The 18118-nt window shown below is 66.1% G+C and carries 19 protein-coding genes; 12 read left to right on the top strand and 7 right to left on the bottom strand.

The genetic code is table 11. The annotated features are described in order from the left end of the window. Positions 1–431: 431 nt before the first annotated feature. Together AB870_RS01735 and AB870_RS01730 are read right to left on the bottom strand one after the other, a co-directional pair. Complete coding sequence (locus AB870_RS01735; RefSeq protein WP_047906685.1) at positions 432–698, bottom strand: hypothetical protein; 267 nt, start codon at positions 696–698, stop codon at positions 432–434. 288 nt (positions 699–986) lie between these two features. Next, positions 987–1637, bottom strand: a complete 651-nt coding sequence (locus AB870_RS01730; RefSeq protein ID WP_157112200.1) for a hypothetical protein — start codon at positions 1635–1637, stop codon at positions 987–989. 420 nt (positions 1638–2057) lie between these two features. On the opposite strand from AB870_RS01730, the gene AB870_RS26925 reads away from it, so the two are divergent. From AB870_RS26925 to AB870_RS01700, 6 genes are all read left to right on the top strand, one after another. After that, positions 2058–2624 (top strand): hypothetical protein, encoded by a 567-nt coding sequence (locus tag AB870_RS26925; RefSeq protein WP_053059524.1) that lies wholly within the window; start codon positions 2058–2060, stop codon positions 2622–2624. Between the two features lie 187 nt (positions 2625–2811). After that, positions 2812–3216, top strand: a complete 405-nt coding sequence (locus AB870_RS01720) for a hypothetical protein (protein WP_047906683.1) — start codon at positions 2812–2814, stop codon at positions 3214–3216. 868 nt (positions 3217–4084) lie between these two features. Next, positions 4085–4561 (top strand): hypothetical protein, encoded by a 477-nt coding sequence (locus AB870_RS26215; RefSeq protein ID WP_157112199.1) that lies wholly within the window; start codon positions 4085–4087, stop codon positions 4559–4561. Then, entirely contained in the window at positions 4558–6051 is a 1494-nt protein-coding gene (locus tag AB870_RS01710; protein ID WP_237170025.1) for a TolC family protein, read from the top strand. Before AB870_RS26215 ends, AB870_RS01710 begins: the two co-directional genes overlap by 4 nt. Further along, a complete protein-coding gene (locus AB870_RS01705; protein WP_047906681.1) occupies positions 6048–7394 on the top strand; it encodes a multicopper oxidase family protein in 1347 nt (448 codons plus the stop codon). Before AB870_RS01710 ends, AB870_RS01705 begins: the two co-directional genes overlap by 4 nt. Next, positions 7391–7939, top strand: coding sequence for a cupredoxin domain-containing protein (locus tag AB870_RS01700; protein ID WP_237170024.1), 549 nt, complete (start codon positions 7391–7393; stop codon positions 7937–7939). Before AB870_RS01705 ends, AB870_RS01700 begins: the two co-directional genes overlap by 4 nt. Before the next feature lie 23 nt (positions 7940–7962). Here the strand turns inward: AB870_RS01700 and AB870_RS01695 are convergent, their stop codons facing one another. Together AB870_RS01695 and AB870_RS01690 are read right to left on the bottom strand one after the other, a co-directional pair. Next, a complete protein-coding gene (locus AB870_RS01695; protein ID WP_047906679.1) occupies positions 7963–8547 on the bottom strand; it encodes an IMPACT family protein in 585 nt (194 codons plus the stop codon). Between the two features lie 32 nt (positions 8548–8579). Further along, the gene (locus tag AB870_RS01690) at positions 8580–9449 is read right to left on the bottom strand and encodes a PhzF family phenazine biosynthesis protein (RefSeq protein WP_047906678.1); all 870 of its coding nucleotides are present in this window, start codon (positions 9447–9449) and stop codon (positions 8580–8582) included. A 379-nt stretch (positions 9450–9828) separates the two neighbouring features. On the opposite strand from AB870_RS01690, the gene AB870_RS01685 reads away from it, so the two are divergent. Beyond that, positions 9829–10548, top strand: coding sequence for a pirin family protein (locus AB870_RS01685; protein ID WP_047908681.1), 720 nt, complete (start codon positions 9829–9831; stop codon positions 10546–10548). 232 nt (positions 10549–10780) lie between these two features. Here AB870_RS01685 and AB870_RS01680 read toward each other — a convergent pair whose 3' ends face one another. Next, positions 10781–12046 carry a GTP-binding protein gene (locus tag AB870_RS01680; RefSeq protein ID WP_047906677.1) on the bottom strand — a complete coding sequence of 422 codons (1266 nt, stop codon included), beginning with the start codon at positions 12044–12046 and terminating at the stop codon, positions 10781–10783. A 641-nt stretch (positions 12047–12687) separates the two neighbouring features. Between AB870_RS01680 and AB870_RS01675 the strand changes: the two genes are divergently transcribed. The 5 genes from AB870_RS01675 (at position 12688) to alkB (ending at position 16736) form a co-directional block, all read left to right on the top strand. Further along, positions 12688–13005: a copper resistance protein CopC gene (locus AB870_RS01675; protein ID WP_047908680.1), complete on the top strand. Its 318-nt coding sequence runs from the start codon at positions 12688–12690 to the stop codon at positions 13003–13005. Then, positions 13005–13994, top strand: a complete 990-nt coding sequence (locus AB870_RS01670; RefSeq protein ID WP_047906676.1) for a copper resistance D family protein — start codon at positions 13005–13007, stop codon at positions 13992–13994. The genes AB870_RS01675 and AB870_RS01670 overlap by 1 nt, the downstream gene beginning before the upstream one ends. Positions 13995–14124: 130 nt before the next feature. Next, on the top strand, positions 14125–15324 hold the full coding sequence (gene ada / locus AB870_RS01665) for a bifunctional DNA-binding transcriptional regulator/O6-methylguanine-DNA methyltransferase Ada (RefSeq protein WP_084663217.1): 1200 nt from the start codon (positions 14125–14127) through the stop codon (positions 15322–15324). Then, entirely contained in the window at positions 15321–16052 is a 732-nt protein-coding gene (locus AB870_RS01660; protein WP_084663215.1) for a 2OG-Fe(II) oxygenase, read from the top strand. Before ada ends, AB870_RS01660 begins: the two co-directional genes overlap by 4 nt. Positions 16053–16076: 24 nt before the next feature. After that, complete coding sequence (alkB, locus tag AB870_RS01655) at positions 16077–16736, top strand: DNA oxidative demethylase AlkB (RefSeq protein WP_047906674.1); 660 nt, start codon at positions 16077–16079, stop codon at positions 16734–16736. A gap of 29 nt (positions 16737–16765) precedes the next feature. On the opposite strand, the gene AB870_RS01650 is transcribed toward alkB, so the two are convergent. Beyond that, positions 16766–17386: an NAD(P)-dependent oxidoreductase gene (locus AB870_RS01650; RefSeq protein WP_047906673.1), complete on the bottom strand. Its 621-nt coding sequence runs from the start codon at positions 17384–17386 to the stop codon at positions 16766–16768. After that, entirely contained in the window at positions 17383–18057 is a 675-nt protein-coding gene (locus AB870_RS01645; protein ID WP_047908678.1) for a DsbA family protein, read from the bottom strand. Before AB870_RS01645 ends, AB870_RS01650 begins: the two co-directional genes overlap by 4 nt. Positions 18058–18118 lie beyond the last annotated feature (61 nt).

Below are 18118 nucleotides of genomic sequence, written 5' to 3'. Positions count from 1 at the left end.
AAAATGCACCACATGAAGTGGCCGGGAAATGGTGGGTAGACAAAAATCGGACGACCATACGCGCCACAATTAATCCCGGTATAACGAGATCGATATAACTCGCACATCAACGAGTTAGCGAACACTCACATTCGCGGTGAACTTGGCGACTGCTGGACCGTGGCCAAGGGCGACTGGCGGATGATTTTGGCGCGGGATGGCCGCATTCAATGTTGCACATGTGCAACATTCGGTGCATCGGAAGGACGGGAGGAAAAACGATTCCGCCGGCGGCGACGGCATTTGCCTTGCGGCGGGCGAGCGGGGAGCGTGATGCGGGGGTAACGGGCAACGGCGCGGCAACGGCGGCGGCATTGGGACACGCGGCAGATTGTGCCGTCCCCCGGAACTCCCCTGAGGTGTTGCGCCGCGCGGCAGCAGCGCAAGGGTGTTCAGCGGTTGCGTCGACCGCCCTCGCCGCCGCGCTGGCCGCGCGGTTCGCCTTGCGGCGTGTACTGGCGTTCGCGGGGTTCCGCCGGTGCGGCCCAGTTCGGATACGCTGCCTGACCGCGCCCGCGATCGGCATTGAAACGGCTAATGTCTTCGCGCAGCGACGCCTTGTTGAGGTCCAGCATGTCGCGCCCACGCCCGCCATCGGCCCAGGCAGGGTAGGCACACACCAGCAATAACAGGAAGCAGCAACGCAGTCGGGCACTCATTTCGATTCAGCCACATATTCCGGCCACGAACGTGGGGCCGGTGGGCACGAGGCGTCGCCGGCACTTGCGGATTGCATGTGCGCCATACGCCTCAAGAATGACTGTACCGGGTCAGCCGAACGAGCGTCGACTGAAAAGATGTTAATGCGCCGGGCCGTCTGCAACCGTTTGTAACCGGTTCGGCGGCGTGACGAAAACCGGCGTTCGCCGATCCTTCGTCAGACGACGAAACCCTGCGGGACGGGGCTGATCACGCCCCGCCTGCCTGCGCCGGGAAGGTCGCGCGCCTTACCGGTCGACAGACTTGCCGACCTGTTTCTCGACCGACAGCGAGATTTCGCGCAAGCGCTCGCCGCGGGGGGTCACGAGGTCCTGCGCCGTGATGGTGAAATTCACCTCACGCGCGAACTTCCGGCTCGCGCTCTGCCACTCCGCGGGCAGACCGGCCGGGTTCGTCGTGGTCGTGCGCATGGTGGTCACGCCACGGGTGCAGCGCGACACGTCGGTCGCGAACTTCTGCGCCTGATTGCGCAGGTCCATCGGCGTGATCTTCTGGTAATCCCAGATGCACTCGTAGGTCGGCGCGAGGCCCGTGGCGCGGAACACCTTGCAGTCGCCGCCCGGCACCGAGTAAGTGGCCTGATAGCTTTCGCCCCGTTCGTTCTTGGCTGCAAGCGGGCCGGTGATGTCCTCAAAGCCGGTTTGCGCGCTTTTGGCCAGCATCAGGATGCCCTCGCACTGGTCGGCGGCGAACGCCGTGTGCGCCGCGCAAAGGCAAGCCAGCAAGGCCCATCGTTGTAGAGATTTCGTTGACATTATTGGAATGTTGACTGAAGTGCGGCGGCGCGCAGCGTGAGCGCCATGCGCTGCGCCGCTTTGCGCATCGTCTGGAATGGTGCCATTAGAACGCAAAGTGTGCGCAGACGAAACCACAGTCACGAGGGAAATCGTGCGTCAATTCGAGTGTGTACCGTTGTGATAGTTCTCTTGGGGGATGTGCGCCGCGCTCATCCGAAAAACCGATTGCCGGGCGACGCGCGCGTCCTATACTCAAATCGCAGCGAAGCTGCATGGGCATGGCCGGGAACCCCATGGGGGTTCGAATGCATCACGGCAATACCCCTCGGTGCCAAGTCTCCTTGGCCCATACCATGCCGCGCCGGTACACGCGGCTGGCGATGCCCCGATGGGGCCTCAACCGGCGGCTTAGTCCGCCGGTTTCCATTTGTGCGCCGCCGGCACTCATGCCGACGGACTAGGCGAAAGTTCGGATTTCGCCCACGTCCCCCGTCTGCAACTATCGAATCACAAGATCAATATTTACCGGGCACTCACCTTCGGGAAGTCAACGGAGCGTTTGTGTATACCAACGGGTACGGCACGTCGCACCTGATCGGCTTCGTTCGCGGTCATGGCGGCACGTTGGCGCATGTGCTTGGTGCGCTCGGTAAATTCCGGCTCCGGCATGGCCATTGGCCATCCCGCGTCTTTCTCTATCCCGAGACGCTCGCCGCGCTCGTTGAGGATCTCACTCCCCTGGGTTTTTATCGCGTTCAGCAACGGCTCGATGTGGTGGCCGATCTGGAGCGCGATCTGTTCTGCTCGGACGACTGCGGCAACGTCGCCCTCTACCGCGTGCAGGCGGTGTCGAACCCCGCCAGCGTGCACGCGGCCGCCGTCTGGCTCGGGCTCGCGCTGCTGTCCAATGGCGCGGGCGCGCCGGACAGAGCAAGTCTCGACCGCATGTCATGCGTGTCAGGCATGTCAGGCGTGTCGGGCATGTCAGGCATGTCAGGCATGTCAGGCATGTCAGGCATGTCGGGCATGTCGGGCGTGTCGGGCGTGTCGGGCATGTCGGGCCTGTCCGACACGGCGGAAGCCGACGGACGTCCATTGCCATCCGCAACGCCATCGCCGCCACGCTGACGGCAGCACTCCGCGTGCCGGCCGCTGTCACAGAAATATCGCGTGACGCGGCTAGTCTGGCCTGCCGCTGGCGGGACACGGTCGACCGCGATCGCGGTGCCTGTGCTCCGATGATTGATCTGCACCAGTCCCTGTCGCCTTGCACAGGGCGCTATCCACTCCGCACCTTTTTCGCCGGAGAGATGTCATGAACCGACTCGCGATCGTTCTCGATGGTCTGATGCTGCTCTATCTCGCGGCGGCGACCGTCGCCGGCGTGCAGTCGAGCGCCGCCGACGGGCACGAATGGCTCGCCAACGTGCTGGGCGTGCTGCTCGCCCTATGTGTACTTGCCGTGCTCGCGGCGCCGTTCTATGTCTCGCTCGTGGTACTCGTCGCGCAGTCCGAGCGCCATCTGCGTCTGGCGGCATGGCTGCATCGCGTGCTGCTCACACTCATGGTGATGCTGACCGTTTTCTCCTTGCTGGCGCGCGACACGGTCGAAGTGTCTGTCCCGTTGTTCGTGCTGGTAGCTGCCGTGTGCATCGTCAATCTCGTGGCATTGTCCAGACGGCGCACCCACTTCGAGACGTTCCATCTGTTCGAGCATTGAGGGCTGCCTTTCCCGCCGGGTTATCTGCCGGATTAACTGCCGGATTAACTGCCGGATTAACTGCCGGATTAACTGCCGCCCGTGCACGATGGTATGCCGCACGTCGATTTGCGAGTGACGCGCGTGCGATGCTAGACTGCACGGCATGAATCGCTGGCGCAAATTCCTCGTGCTGTTGCTCGTGTGCGTGACCCTGCCGTTGCAGGCTATGGCCGCGCTGCGCACGCATTGCGCACCGGGAGCCCCGGGAGTGCAGGGAATGCCCGCGACTCCGGCGCCATTGGCCAGCGCTGCAACGCGTGACGCTGCGGCCATGACAGCGAGGCATCACGCGACAATGTCCCCCGCTTCCGATTCGGCCCGCACTGCCGATTCGGACAACGCGCACACGTTGCACCAAACGCACGGTTCGCCGGGTTCGCAGGAGCCGCTCGGTCAGCACGCCAGTTGTTCGGCTTGCGCCGCGTGCGTCGTTTGCACGGCGCTTCCGCCCAGCGTGGCGCTGCGACTGCCGGACGCTCAACCTTCCACCGCCATCCCGTTCCTTCGCACGTCGGCCGCCAGCGCCTTCGTTGCGGTTCCCGATCGTCCTCCGAAACCCCTCGTCGCCTGACGGCACCGGATCGCGTCGAACGCTGCTGCGGCACCTGATGCCACGCACGTACGCAGCGGATACGCGACCGGATACGCGCCGTCTCCGTTCCGCGCCGGACTGACTTACGCGCTGCTTCGCGACTGGCACACGTTCGCCTGTCGTCTGCCCTCGTGAGTCCGTCTGCCAGATGAACGTGCGACGCCGGGCGATGCGCACAACGTGGGTTTGCACCTCGCGCAACGCCTCGGTGTCGCCTGATCGACGAGTCTTTCAATGACGTTTCTTGCCTTACGACGGCGCGCATGGTGCGTGCCGCTCGCGCTATCGCTGTGGGCTGCCGGATCCGCACCGGCTGTCGGCGCCGGGAGCGCGCCATCGCCGGTCGCGTCCAGCGACTCGGCGTCTCCCGACGCGCCCATCGGCCCGCTTCCTGTCGGCGTGCTGCACGGCTTCACCCCACCGGCGCCGTCTGTCGCGACGAGCGACTGGCGGATGGTCAACGCCGGCGTGTCCAACATGAGCGGCATGTCCGGGGCGGCGCACGACATGGCGAACCATGGCGGGCCCGCGCACACGAAAGCCCCGCCGGGCCATAACGGCGGACATGCGGGACACAGTGCACCGACACCACCCGCCTCGGAGCGAACCTCGCCCACACCAATGGACCGCGCAGCGATAGGGCATACGGCGCCCACGGCACCGGCAGCCGGTCCGCACGCGGGACACAGCACGCACAGAGGGGCCCAATGACGAACACCCTTTTCCCCGCGCGGATGTCCCCGCGCCAAACGGCCGCGGCGCCACCCTTCGCCTCACCGCACGGCCAGGCGGGTCGCCGCGCGCCGCTTGCGATCGCTGCGCTCGCCGCCCTCGTGCTCTCGGGCTGTGCCACCTTCAGCGACGACGGCGGTTTTGCCCCGGTGGCAGAAGCGGCGCAAAAGCGCCTCGGCCAACCTGCCGTCTGGGCGCGTGACGACGCCACCGCACAGGCACTCGCGAAAGAACGCGACGATCTCCTGACACGCCCGCTCGACCTCGACACCGCCATTCGCCTCACGCTGCTGAACCATCGCGGCCTGCAAGCGACCTACGCGGAACTCGGCATCGCGGAGGCATCGCTCGTGCAGGCAGGTCGTCTACCTAACCCGCGCTTCTCGTTCCAACGCGTACAAGGCGGCGGCGATACCGGTATCGAGCGCACGTGGGGCATCGACTTCGTTCGCGTGCTTACCATGCCCCTCGCATCGCGCATCGAAGCCCGCCGCTTCGCGCAGGTGCAGGCACAGGTGACACAAGCCGTCGTCGAACAGGCCACACAAACGCGACGCGCCTGGATCGAAGCCGTCGCCGCCCAGCAGCGGGTACAGATTCTCGAGCAGACGACGCTCGCCACACAGGCCGCCAGCGAACTCGCAGACGGCATGGCACGTGCGGGCAACTTCAGTGCGATGCGACGCACGCAGGAAAATCTCGTCTACGCCGACACGGCAGCGCGTCTCGCACGTGCACGCGAGCAGGCAACTTCCACCCGCGAACAACTGGCGCGCCAGATGGGCCTGTGGGGACAGCAGTTGAGCTTCACGCTGCCCGCGCGGCTACCCGACCTGCCGCGTAAGCGCCCCGCGTGGCCCGGAGCCGAAGCGCAAGCCATTCGCGAGCGCGCCGACGTTCGCGCCGCACGCGCCGCGCTGGACGCCACCACGAGCGATCTCGGCCTGACGCGCGTGACGCGCTTCGTCAACGTGCTCGACGCGGCGTACCGCAACAACAGCGAAACGGGCAGGCCCAGCGAGCACGGCTACGAAATCTCGCTGGAGATCCCGCTATTCGACTGGGGCTCGACACGTGTTGCCGGAGCCGAAGCACGCTACCGCCAAAGCGTCGACCGTCTGGCCGATACCGCCGTTGCCGCCAGGGCCGACGCGCGCACGCGGCGCGCCCAGACGCTCGCCGCGTGGGATATCGCGGAGCATTACCGCACGACGATCCTGCCGATGCGGCAACGCGTCTCGGACGAGTGGCTGCTGCGCTACAACGGCATGCTCGCCAGTGTCTTCGATCTGCTCGGCGACGCTCGCGAGCAACGCGACGCCGTGCTCGGCTACATCGATGCGACTGCCGGCTACTGGCTCGCCGACGCCGCGTTTCGCGAGAGCCTCGGCGGCGGCGAACCGGAGGGCGTTGAGGCATCGGCCACAGCGGCACCCACCAACCCTCACCAACACGGAGGTGGCGCATGACTTCGCGCCGACGATTCCTGCGTGACGCCAGCCTCGCCGTGATGGGCGCGGCTGCCGTCGAACGCACCAGCCTCGCTGCGCTGCCGGACGCTGCCACGCGCAACGACGCCAGCACCGCCAGGCCTCTCGCCCCGCCCAACGGCCGGCCCTATCGCCCCGTCGTTACGCTCAACGGCTGGACGCTGCCCTGGCGCATGCGCAACGGCGTCAAGGAATTCCATCTCGTCGCGGAGCCGGTCGTCCGGGAAATCGCGCCGGGCATGAAGGCGAACCTCTGGGGCTATAACGGTCAGAGTCCGGGGCCGACCATCGAAGTCGTCGAAGGCGACCGCGTCCGTCTGTACGTGACGAACAGGTTGCCCGAAGCGACGAGCGTGCATTGGCACGGCCAGCGCCTGCCCAACGGCATGGATGGTGTGGCAGGCCTCAACCAGCGCGCCATTGCCCCTGGCCGGACATACGTCTACGAGTTCGAAGCGAAGCGCCCCGGCACGTTCATGTACCACCCGCATGCCGACGAAATGATGCAAATGGCGATGGGCCTGATGGGCTTCTGGGTCACGCACCCGAAAGACCCGTCGTTCATGCCGGTCGAGCGCGACTACGTGTTTCTCATCAACGCCTACGCCATCGATCCCGGCTCGCGCACACCGCGCGTGAACGAGATGACGGACTTCAATCTGTGGACGTGGAACAGCCGCGCCTTCCCCGGCATCGACCCGCTGGTGGCACGTCAAGGCGAGCGCGTGCGCATTCGCATCGGCAATCTCACGATGACGAACCACCCGATCCACCTGCACGGACACGAGTTCAAGGTGACCGGCACCGATGGCGGCTGGATACCGCCCGCGGCCCAATGGCCGGAAGTGACGACCGACGTCGCCGTGGGGCAGATGCGCGCCATCGAATTCGACGCCACCGAGCCCGGTGACTGGGCCTTCCACTGTCACAAGTCGCACCATACGATGAACCCGATGGGTCACGACGTGCCAACCATGCTCGGCGTGAATCAGCGCGAGATCGCCACGAAGATTGCGCGCATCATTCCCGACTACATGGCCATGGGCGAGACCGGCGCATCGATGAACGGCATGGAAATGCCCTTGCCGGAAAACACACTGCCGATGATGACGGGGACCGGCCCGCACGGCCCCATCGAAATGGGCGGCATGTTCACCACGCTCAAAGTGCGGCACGATCTTCCCCGCGACAGCTATCGCGATCCGGGCTGGTATCGCGCGCCGCGCGGCACTGTCGCCAGTCCGTGGCAGGGCAGCACTTCGGCATTACCTTCAACCCATCGCCAGCCCGCCAGCGCAGGCAAAACCGGAGTCAAATCATGAGTCGTTCGCGCTACACCTCGCCCATGTCCTCACCCCGCAACGCTCACGCGCCGCTACGGGGCCGCGCTGTGGCCGCACCGTTGCTGTGCCTCGCCGCGCTCGCGCTGGCCGCGCCGGCCTTCGCCGACGACCGGCACGCGATGCATATGCAACACGGCCATGGCAGCGAAGCGGCTGCCATCGGCGAGCCGGGTGACGACGCCAAGGCCACGCGTACGATCGACGTCGACATGCGCGACACCATGCGCTTCTCGCCCGCCACGCTCACAGTCAGGCGCGGCGACACGGTGCGCTTCGTGGTGACGAACAACGGCAAGATCCGTCACGAGCTGACGCTGGGCACGGCGGCCTCGCTCGCGGAGCACGCGAAAATGATGCAGCAGATGCCCGGCATGACGCATACCGAAGCCAATGCGGTAACGGTGGAACCCGGCCAGACGAAAACGCTCGTGTGGCATTTCACGCAGGCCGGTACGGTGGACTTCGCCTGCCTGGAACCGGGGCACTTCGAAGCCGGCATGCGTGGCGTGATCAACGTGCGCTGAGCGGGCAGCGCGCCCCGAACGTCTCAGCCGTCACATCGTTCGAGGCCGCCGCTGAGCGCTTGCGTTGCGTCGGCTTCGAACGCCTGCACGTCGCGTGCCTTTAACCGCAGACGCAGGACGACGCCGTCGTCGTAGGCGGCGTCGAGCATCTCTGCGGCATGGCGCTGTGCCAGCCGGCGCAGCGTCGCCTCATGGGCGAACGTGCAGCGATACCGTAGCTCGACCGTCGGCTCGATGGCCGTGAGCGTAGCAAGTTTCAACGCTTCGCTCACGGCCTGTCCGTAGGCGCGCGTCAGCCCGCCGGCACCGAGCTTGATGCCGCCGTAGTAGCGCACCACCACCGCGAACACATTGGCCAGCCCCTTGTGCATGAGTACGTTGTACATCGGCTTTGCGGCGGTGCCTCCCGGCTCGCCGTCGTCGTCGAACCCCGACGCCCCCTCGCACAACAGCACCCAGCAGTAATGCGTGGCGTTCGGATAACGCACCCGAAGTGCGTCGAGTTCGCGCATGGCCGCCTCGCGCGACACCACGGGCATGACAATGCCGATAAACCGGCTCTTCCTGATATCCAGTTCGGTTTCGACCGGTGCTGCCAGTGCATACATACGACTGTCGTCCTGAAACGTTTGCGCAAGCCTTACAGGCTCACCTCGCCGCGCGCGATCTCGATCACATTTCCGCCCACGCGAATTTCTCGGTTCCCGGTCACTTCAAGCGTCAGGCGGCACGGACGCTCGATGGCGTCGCCCTGCGACACTCGCGCACGCACCGGCAACGGGTAATCCTGCCCGATCAGCCAGCCGCCCAGATTGGCGCATGCGGAGCCGGTGCCCGGGTCCTCGCTCACGCCACCGCCCTGCGTCGTGAAGAAGTAGCGCGCGGTGACCTGCAATTCTTTGCCCGTCTGTGCATCGATGGAAAACACGTAACCGGTCTTGCGCTCCAGACTCGATAGCGGCCAGCGCTCCAGCATGGCGCTGTCCGGTTGCGCGCGGGCGACAGCCTCGGCGTTACGCACAGGAATGAGCAACTGATCGGCCCCCGTATCGACCCACTGCGGCGACTGCGCCAGATCGTCGCGGTTCAGGCGCACGAGCGCCGCAATGTCCGCGTCCGCCTCGCTCGCCTTCTCAATTTTCGGTTCGCCCGACGAGGGCGCCGTGAGCGTCCAGTGATCGCCCTTCGCCTCGACGGGCACCAGGCCGGCGGCGAACTGCAACGTGACATGGTCGCCAAGCTTGCGCATGGCGCGCAGCACGTGGGCCGTGCCGAGCGTCGGATGGCCGGCGAAACGCATTTCGTAGCCGGGTGTGAAGATCCGCACGTGGGCGTCGGCGGTCTCCGACGGCAAAATGAAGGTCGTCTCGGACAGGTTGAACTGACGCGCCAGCGATCGCATCTCGTCGTCGCTCATGCCGCGCGCGTCCTCGAACACGCACAACGGATTGCCGCCGAAAGTGGATTCGGCGAAGACATTGACGATACGGAAAGCGTAACTGCGGCTCATGACGATGCTCCAGTAGCGGGTGATCAGGACGAGGATTGGCGCCCGCGCCTCATGAGCGCGAACGACCGCCGGTCAGCCAGTCTTGCCCGCCCTGCGGCGGCCGGCCGGCTGGCCTTTCGATGAAGGCTCGTAGTCTCGCACATCGCACCACGCCACGGGCGGCGCGGCTGCCGCTTTCGGCAATTTGTACCCCGTAACCTAAGAATTGTCCGTCGCACTCTGGGAAATCGCTCGGAACGGCAGGGCCACAATTGTCACCTGATACGAGACAATTATTCTCATATCAGATGGATTGTAGTTCTGCGTGGGGACTCTAAAATGTCATTCATCGAGGCCAACCCAGCCTCTTGACGAAACGATGAAGACACAGGAGCCCATCATGCTGGACATCAGAAAAGCTACCGACCGAGGCATTGCGGACCATGGCTGGCTGAGTTCGCGCCATACGTTCTCGTTCGCGAATTACTACGATCCGAAGCAAGTCGGCTTCTCCGATCTGCTGGTGATCAATGACGACCGCGTGGCACCGGCACAGGGCTTCGGCAAGCACCCGCACCGCGACATGGAGATCTTTTCGTACGTGCTGGAAGGCGCGCTCGAACACAAGGACACGATGGGTACGGGATCGGTGATCGAACCGGGCGACGTGCAGTTGATGAGCGCCGGGCGCGGTGTGGCACACAGTGAATTCAATCACTCGAAGACTTCGCCGGTGCACTTCCTGCAAATCTGGATCGTGCCGAATCAGGCAGGCATCGCCCCGGAGTATCAGCAACAGCATTTCACGCCGGAGGAAAAGCGCGGCCAGTTGCGCAAGATCATCTCGCCGGACGGCAGCGACAACTCGCTGCGCATTCATCAGGATGCGCGCGTGTATGCCGGACTGTTCGATAAGGACGAGTCGGCTACGTTGACGCTCGCGCCGAACCGCTACGCTTACGTGCATGTCGCCCGCGGCAGCGTCAGTGTGAACGGTGTAGCCCTCGGCGAAGGGGACGGTGTGCGGGTGCGCGACGAAACGGCGCTTACGATCGCCAACGGCAACAACGCCGAAGTGCTCGTGTTCGATCTGCGCCCGGTGGAAACGCCCGACTTCTAAGGCGAGCCGAAGCGCAAACGGCGGGCGCGGCGTACGGACAGCTTCCCGCCGTGCGCCGCTCCTCGGACACCACCGTACCCCGGTGTCCACGCGGCCGGTGCCTCACGGCGCCGGCCGCGCCTTTTTTTGCGGTTCGCGAGGCCTTACGCACCACGCACATAATGCACGTAACGCACGTAACGCACGTAATGCACGTCACACATGACGCCGGTCTTTTGCCGAAGCGCCCCGCTCATGCACCGACGCCCGCCTCATCGACCTCGCCGTCCATTGCCAGAGGCAAGGCATCCTCGCTGTCACGCCATGCGGCGTCCCCCTGTGCCAACTCGACAACACTTAGCCGGCACGCCTGAAATGCCGTTTCGATGGCGTGACGATCCAGCGCGCGCCCGATGAACACCACCTCGTTGATGCGGTCGCCCCACGGCGCTTCCCAGTTCGCTTCGATGGCCGTGCGCTGCGGGTCGCCGGCGGGGGGCCATTGATCGGGGTCGACGGCAGCCCACCACTGCCCAACCGCTTCGAGCGTTGCCGTATTGCCCGCGCGAGAGTAAGCCAGCGCCCACGCCGGACGATTCGCCGCCCAGACGTAGCCCTTCGCGCGGATCAGCCCGTCGAACGGCATCGACATGAACGATGCGAAGCGAGCCGGATGCATCGGCTCGCGCTGTCGCAGCACAAAGCTCGTCACGCCATAGGTGTCGGCCTCCGAATCGTGTTCGCCCGCGAGCGCCTGTGCCCAGCCAGCCGTCTGCCCGGCGCGGTCCGGATCGAAACGGCCGGTGCCCAGGACTTCGTTCAGCGGCACTTGTCCGCGTTCACCGAGCACGATTTTGGCCGACGGATTGAGACCGGCAATCAGGGCTTTGACAGCGTCGAGTTGCTGCGCGTCGACACAATCCACCTTGCTCACGACGACCACATCCGCAAATTCGATCTGTTCGGTGAGCAATTCGGCCAGACGGCGCTCATCTTCCTCGCCCGCGACTTCGCCGCGTTGAGCGAGCGTATCGAGCCCGTTGAAATCCCGAAGTACGTGTAACGCATCGACGACCGTCACCATCGTGTCCAGTCGCGCGACATCGGCGAGCGACCGGCCGGTCTCGTCGCGGAATTCGAACGTCGCCGCCACGGGCATCGGCTCGGCAATCCCTGTCGACTCGATGAGCAGATAGTCGAAACGACCGTCCTGTGCGAGTTCGCGCACGGCGATCAGCAAGTCTTCGCGCAACGTGCAGCAAATGCAGCCGTTGCTCATCTCGACGAGACGCTCCTCGGTGCGCGAGAGCGCCGCGCCGGCATTGATGGCTCCGCGCTCGACGAACGAAGCGTCGATGTTCACCTCGCTCATATCGTTGACGAGAACGGCGACGCGCAGGCCGTCGCGATTGCGCAGCACGTGATTGAGCAGCGTGGTTTTGCCGGCACCGAGAAAGCCGGAAAGGACGGTGACAGGCAGGCGGCGATCGGTGGCAGATCGGGAAAGCGGATGGGTCATGACAGCAAGGTCCTGTGTTCGGAAGGCATGCGTTCGCCCGAAGGATGCGCGCGGACGTCGCCTCTGCACGGACGGGCCTCGCTGCATCGGAGCCCGGGCGACCGGCACAGCGAATTAATGCAACAGAGTTGCAATAATGTGCGATGATACGTTGCGCCCTCTTATTTTGCAACTCAGTTGCATATTTCCGGCGATTTTCCTTCGATGTCCACCCTTGCGTGCACCTCCCTTCCGTTTCTCCGTCTCCTCCGTTTCCCTCCGTCCTCCCTTCCTTGCGGCGATCCCTTGCCCCAACCCGCGACACTTTGCCGCGCAACGCCCCTGCCCTGGGAACCCGCGCGCCGCTGCACCGGTCTGCAAGGTCTGCGATACTGGGCGAGCGGCGCGACTCACGTGACCGGGGCGTCGACGGACGTCTCCCGTTCCCGACGGTCGAACGTGCGGATGACTTGTCTGCATGCGCCGGTCGCAATGGTTCGTTCCCGGCGTCGCCCCAATGGCGCCCTACCGATTTCCCAGTTTTCTCAGTCCAATCCGATATGCGCACTTCCAAGATCGCTTCCCACGATGCTCACGCCTCGCGTACCCGCGCTCGGCTGCGTCGCGCAACGCGGGGCCTCGCCGCGGCGCTGGCCGTCGGCATGACGAGCCTGTCGCAAGGCGTCTGGGCGCACGCGCACATTGCGTCGAGCGAACCGGCCGCACAAGCCACCGTCGAAGCGCCGAAAGTCGTACGTGTGACGTTTGACTCGGCGCTCGAAGGGGCACTGTCGAAACTCACCGTCGTCGACGCGCAGGGCAAGGCCGTCACCAACGCCAAGCCGGAACTCGACGCCGCACGCAAGACGCTCACGTTGAGCCTGCCGGCCCTCACGGCCGGGGCTTACCAGGCGAACTGGGTGGCCGTGGCCAGCGATGGCCACCGCACGCAAGGCAGCTTCAAGTTCACCGTGAAGTGATGCCGGCCGATCTGGCGGCCGGGACATGGCAGCCCGCAACGGCGGGATTGCTGGATCTCGCCCTGGCGCTCGCCCTCGGCGTGTTGCTGCTGCGCAGTCCGTATGCCGTGCGGCGCGGCCTGACGTTGCGCGTGCTGCCTGCCTTTGCGGCAGGGCTGGCCGTGCTCGCATGGCTCGCCTACGTGCTGGCCAGCACCGAAGCCATGACCGGCGGCGATTGGGAAACCTCGTCGGCAATGGCCGGCGACGTCTGGCTGGTGCTCACGCAAACGCGTTACGGCCGCGCGCAGTGGGTCGCGGGTCTGGGCGCCGCGCTGCTGTGCGCGGGCGCATGGGCCTGGTATGACGCGCGGCAGCGCCTGCGGGCCGTCATGCCCATTGCCGACGATCCTCGCGACCGGCACCACCGCCGCGAGCATCGTCAGGAACGTTGCGCACGCCGGGTCTATGCGGCCGGCGCCGTTGTCCTTGCACTGGGACGGGCAAGTACCGGTCACGCGGCCGATGCTTCCCTGCCGGGGCTCGCCATCGGCGTGCACACGCTTCACGTCGCGGCGGCGGCGGCGTGGACGGGGGCACTGCTGGTCGCCGGATGCGCGATTCCGGGCTGGCGTCACTGGCCGGTGGGCGCCCGCGCGGCGTACGGCGAGCGGCTGTCGTCCGTCGCCACGCTGGCCATGGCCGTGGCTCTCGTGACCGGCGCATTCAACGCATGGCGCACGCTGGGTGAAAACGCATCGCTGTGGTTTTCGGCGCAAAATGCTCCCTATCTGGCGTGGCTCGTGACGAAACTCGTCCTCGTGGCCTGTGCCGCGTTGCTCGGTGCGTGGAACCGTTGGCATTTCCTGCCGCGACTGGCGCTCGATACCGGCGAGACGCCCCTCGATACGTCAGCGTTCGCCCGCGTGGTCGCCATCGAGGCGCTCGTGCTGGTGATGGTCATGAGTCTGGCGGCAAAGCTCGGCACGACCATGCCGCCGGGCGTCTGAGCACGCACGCCGGGCGCGCCGGACGTTTCGAATTCAACAGCAAGAAACGGAGCGCAGCTTCGCGGCGCTCTCCCTAGACTGAAAGCCAGTCATCAGCCACCGGGAGACCTTCGTGATGCATTCCCACACCATGACCGCCAAACGTCTGTCACCACACCGTAGCGATGCCGGCGCGCCGCAGGCGTTCTCGCCCGACGCGCGTTACGCCACCGACGAAGCCAAATGGGCAGCCGTCGTTGCGCGCGACAAGCAGGCGGACGGCCACTTCTTCTACTCGGTACGCACGACCGGCGTGTATTGCCGCCCCTCGTGCGGTGCGCGGCTCGCGCGGCGCGAGAACGTCGCCTTCCATACGGACGGGGCCGCCGCCGAGCGCGCGGGTTTTCGTCCGTGCAAGCGGTGCAGACCCGATCAGGGCGCGCTCGACGCGCGTCATGCGGCGCTGATCACCGCAGCCTGTCGTCATATCGAGGCGGCCGACGTGCCGCCAACGCTCGACGCGCTCGCCGCACAAGCGGGCCTGAGTCCGCATTATTTCCATCGCCTGTTTCGCTCGGTCACGGGGGTGACGCCGCGCGCCTACGCGAATGCCCGCCGCGCCAGACGCGTGCGCGACGCCCTGCCGGGCGCGCAGAGCGTCACATCCGCCTACTACGACGCCGGCTTCAACTCCAATGGCCGTTTCTATGCCAAGGCCGACGCGCTGCTCGGCATGAAGCCCGCCGCGTTCCGCGGAGGCGGCAAGGCCGAGTTCATCCGCTTCGCCGTGGCGCAATGCTCGCTCGGGGCCTTGCTGGTGGCGGCGACGTCGCGCGGCCTGTGCGCGATTTCGCTGGGCGACGACCCGGAAGCACTCGTACGGGAATTGCAGGACCGCTTCCCGCACGCCGAACTCGCCGGGGCAGACGCCGAATTCGAGCGCTGGGTTGCGCAGGTGATCGGCTTCGTCGAGTCGCCGCACATCGGTCTGTCGCTACCACTCGACGTACGCGGCACCGCGTTCCAGCAACGCGTGTGGCAGGCGCTGCGCGACGTGCCTGCAGGCGAGACGGCGAGCTACGCGCAAATCGCCGAGCGCATCGGCTCGCCGCGGGCCGTGCGGGCGGTTGCGCAAGCCTGTGCGTCGAACACGCTGGCCGTGGCGATTCCGTGTCACCGGATCGTGCGCCATGACGGCGCCCTTTCGGGCTATCGGTGGGGAGTCGAGCGCAAGCGTGCCTTGCTCGCTCACGAACGTGGTGAGCGTGGTGAGCGTGGTGAGCGTGATGGGCGTGATGGGCGCGAGGCATCCGGTTTGGCAGGCCACGCGGCGTCACGGGTGACGCGGTGAGCACACGCGTTGCGTCGCTCGACTGGGCCGCACTCGAAGACGAACTCAACGCTTTCGGCGCGGCACGCATCCCGCATTTGCTCAATGCCGGCGAGTGCGCCGCGCTTTGCGACATGTACGGCCAGACCCACGCACGCCCGGGCGCCCAGCCGACGTCCGAGCGCTTTCGCAGCCGGATCGTGATGGCGCGTCACGGCTTCGGGCAGGGCGAATATCAGTACTTCGCATATCCGCTGCCCACGCTCGTCGCCGAACTGCGCGAGGCGTTCTACGCGCCGTTGCGTGACATCGCGCACCGCTGGTACAAGGCGATGGGCATCGACACGCGATACCCGTCGACACACCACGCCTACCTCGCGCAGTGCCACGATGCCGGCCAGCGCCGCCCCACGCCGCTGCTGTTGCGCTACGAAGCGGGCGACTACAATTGCCTGCATCAGGATCTCTACGGGGATCTCGTCTTCCCGTTGCAGGTCGCGATTCTACTGTCGCAGCCGGGCGAGGACTTCACCGGCGGCGAGTTCGTGCTGACCGAGCAACGTCCGCGCATGCAATCGCGCGCCGAGGTCGTGCCGCTCACGCGCGGCGACGCCGTGGTGTTCGCCGTACACCATCGCCCGGTGAACGGCACGCGCGGCGTGTATCGCGTGAACATGCGGCACGGCGTGAGCCGCGTGCGCAGCGGTCATCGGTACACGCTGGGCGTGATCCTGCACGACGCGACCTGATCCCGGCACACTCATTCGCAACCCATGACGCTCGACCTCTTCGGCCACGACGCCACCGGCGACACGCCGAACCCACCCCATGCCGATGCACTTGGCCCCGGCGCGTTCGTGCTGCGCGGCTTCGCGCGCTCCCGTCTCGAAACGTTGCAGGCGGACATCGACGGGGTCGTTGCGCAAGCGCCATTGCGCCACTGGCTGACACCGGGCGGAAAGCGCATGTCGGTCGCGATGACCAACTGCGGGGAAGTGGGGTGGATCAGCGACAGGGTGGGCTATCGCTACGGCACGCACGATCCGCTCTCGAAGCAGCGGTGGCCCGCGATGCCGGCGTCGTTCGCCGAACTCGCGCACAATGCCGCCGAAGCCACCGGTTATCGCGACTTTCGACCGGACGCCTGTCTCATCAACCGTTACACGCTCGATGCGCGTTTGACGTTGCATCAGGATCGCGACGAACGGGAACTGGGCGCGCCTATCGTGTCGGTCTCGCTCGGACTGCCCGCGATCTTTCTGTGGGGCGGTCTGCAACGGGGCGACCGAACGCGCCGTGTGCGACTGGAGCCGGGCGACGTCGTCGTGTGGGGCGGCCCGTCACGACTGGCCTATCACGGCATCGCGAGCGTCGAAGGCAGCTTCGACGCTCAGGCCGTGCGCTACAACCTGACGTTCCGACAGGCGCGCTGAGCGCACCGTGCATCGGCGCGCCGCCGCGCTCAGTAGCCGACCGTGAAACGTGTGCGCGGGTGCTGGTTTTTTTCCAGTTCGTCGACCAGCGCGATGGCGTAGTCTTCCATCGAGATCCAGCTCTTGCCGCCCGCGTCGACGAGCAGCTCGTCGCCACCGATGCGGAACTTGCCCGTGCGCACGCCCGGCTCGAATAGTGCCGACGGCGACAGGAAGGTCCAGTTCAGCGCAGCGTCCTTTGGCTCGGTGCGCAGCACGTCCAGGAACACCCGTCCGGCGCTCGCTTCGGGCTTGTAGGCGGCGGGGAATTCCGGCGTGTCGATCAGCGCCTTGCCTGGCGCAATTTCCAGACTTCCCGCGCCGCCCACGACCAGCAGACGCGGCACCCCGGCGCGTTTCACGGCATCGATCAATTTGGCGGCGTCCATCGTCATGAAGCGGCCGGCGCTGATGACAGCGTCGTGACCGGTCAGCAGCGGGGTCAGCGACGACGGGTCGGAGGCGTCGCCCTTGAGGACCGTGAGGCCCGGCCCGGCTTCAACACGTTCGGGATTCCGTGCAATACCCGTCACGGTGTGACCGCGTTGCAGCAGTTCTTCGGCAACGCGTGTACCCACGCGACCGGTAATACCAATCAAGGCGACTTTCATCGGGAGGCTCCTGGGAGTGAGGGGGAATACTTGAGCAGACGTTCGCGCAGCGCGTCACGCCATGCATCGGGCTGGCCAAGGTAGCGGCCCGGTTCGAGCCGCTCGCGTTGGCCGTCGATCTCCAGCACGAACGTCGGGAAGCCGCTGCCGCCCACACGAGCCAGCCACGCGCGACTATCGCGGAAGTGCTGCATGAGCGCCGCGGCATCCTGCGCATCGAACGCCGTTGCGAAGGCGTCGCGATCGAGGCCGAGGGCCACCGCAAGGTCAACGAGCACGTCGCGATCCGCCACCCGCTTGCCGTCGACGTAATGCGCGCGCTGCACGGCGGCGAACATGTCGAGGCCGCGCCCTGCGAGCGCTTCGGCGGCCAGCACGGCGGCGGTCGGGGGCGCGGAGTCGAACACGGCGGTATCGTCGCGCAGCAGCCCGTCGAAATAGGCATCGCCGAACGGCTGGCCGGTCAGCTCGGCAATCCGGTGATCGTGCGGCATGACGTAGCTGCGCAATTGCGGCGTGACGGGCTGCACGTTCGGGCCGGCCATCATGCCGCCGCCGTGAAACGCGACCTCCAGGCCCGCCACGTCGCGTGCGGCACGCACGAGCGGCGCCGCGGCGTAGCACCAACCGCAAAGCGGGTCGGCAATGTAATGCAGGGTGGCTTGCGTCATCTCAGTGTCCCGGGGGTATTGCGGCGCGCTCGCACGACGCGGCGCGCGCTGTCCATGAACG

It is taken from the genome of Pandoraea faecigallinarum (assembly GCF_001029105.3).
Classification (GTDB): domain Bacteria; phylum Pseudomonadota; class Gammaproteobacteria; order Burkholderiales; family Burkholderiaceae; genus Pandoraea; species Pandoraea faecigallinarum.
This window is presented reverse-complemented; position numbering and strand designations above follow the sequence as displayed.